The organism is Acidovorax cavernicola (genome assembly GCF_003581445.1).
The window spans coordinates 1-1,279 of the sequence record NZ_QXMN01000231.1 but is presented as its reverse complement, the minus strand read 5'-3'; the positions used below and the strand labels follow the sequence as shown (position 1 = coordinate 1,279).

Annotated in this window: 2 protein-coding genes; both read right to left on the bottom strand. The window is 66.1% G+C overall.

The features are described from left to right. Positions 1 to 200: DUF2214 family protein (locus D3H34_RS32785; RefSeq protein ID WP_119558879.1), on the bottom strand; the 200-nt coding region annotated here is incomplete at its 3' end. Continuing rightward, on the bottom strand, positions 197 to 1,132 hold the full coding sequence (locus tag D3H34_RS32780; protein ID WP_119558878.1) for a LysR family transcriptional regulator: 936 nt from the start codon (positions 1,130 to 1,132) through the stop codon (positions 197 to 199). The genes D3H34_RS32780 and D3H34_RS32785, both read right to left, overlap by 4 nt. Positions 1,133 to 1,279 lie beyond the last annotated feature (147 nt).

Below are 1,279 nucleotides of genomic sequence, written 5' to 3'. Positions count from 1 at the left end.
CCCCAGTACAGCCGCGCGAGCCCGGTAAGCAGCAGCAGCAGCGCCGCCAGGCCGTCGATCAGGTCCAGCCGCGCGAGCCGTCGAACCACGGCGGCATTCATCCATTCCGCACGGCACAGCGCCGCCTGGCTGGACAGGAAGACCACCAGGGTCAGGACGGCGAGAATATGCAAGGCAGCGAGCGTGGCTTCAAAGGTCATGGGGCAACTCCGTTTTTCCAGAATTCAGCTTGTTGGTAATGGTGCTTCAGATAGTCGATCCACAGCCGCACGCGCAGCGGCATGTGCTTGCGCTGGGGGAAGACCACATAGATGCCGTTGGGCGGCGCGGCGAATTCCTCGAGCACCGGCACCAGCCGGCCGGCGGCGATTTCGGCCTCGACTTCCCAGGTGCTGCGCCAGGCGATGCCCCAGCCGCCCAGACACCAATCATGCAGCACCTGCCCGTCCGAGCAGTCGAGCGGCCCGCCCGACTTGAAATGCACGACGTCGTGCGTGCTCTGATCGGGCTGCGGAATGCGAAATGCCCAGCCCCGGGTCTGGGACGCATCGCTCGACAGCGTGAGGCAATCGTGCTGCGCCAATTCACTGGGGTGACCGGGCGTGCCGCGGCGCGCAAGATAGGCCGGCGTCGCCACGCACAGGCGCCGGTTGTCGGCGATGCGCACGCTCACCAGCGACGAATCGGGCAGGTCGCCGACGCGCACCGCGCAGTCGAAGCCTTCGCCCGCGAGATCCACCACGCGGTCGCTGAGGTTCAGCGAAATGCTGACTTCGGGGTGCAGATCGCGAAAGCGCGGCACCAGCGGCGCCACATGGCGCCGGCCGAAGCCCGCGGGCGCGGTGATGCGCAAATGGCCCGTGGCCTTGACGCCGCCCGCCGAGACGCTGGCCTCGGCGTTGGCCACGTCCGACAGCAGGCGCTGGCAGTCCTCGAGAAAAGCGCTGCCCTCGTGCGTCAGCGAGATGCGCCGCGTGGTGCGCACCATGAGCTTGACGCCCAGATGTTCTTCCAGCGCATCGAGCCGCCGCCCCATGATGGCCGGGGCCACGCCTTCGGCCTTGGCCGCGGCCGTGAGGCTGCCCTTGGTGGCCACTGACACGAATGACTCGAACGCCTTGAGTTTGTCCATGCCCGGATTATGGAGACAAAGCCCGGCGGCGGCGCACAGATACCTGGGCGCCAGGGCCTGCGCGCCCACTTTTGCGTAAAAGGCACGAGTTCTGCACTTCCGAAGCAGTTTATGGACACAAACAATTCAAATACAGTAGCTCTATCT

Bases quoted from the DNA above. Each gene is read 5' to 3' on its own strand.
- D3H34_RS32780 (WP_119558878.1), bottom strand. From the start codon at position 1,132: ATGGACAAACTCAAGGCGTTCGAGTCATTCGTGTCAGTGGCCACCAAG.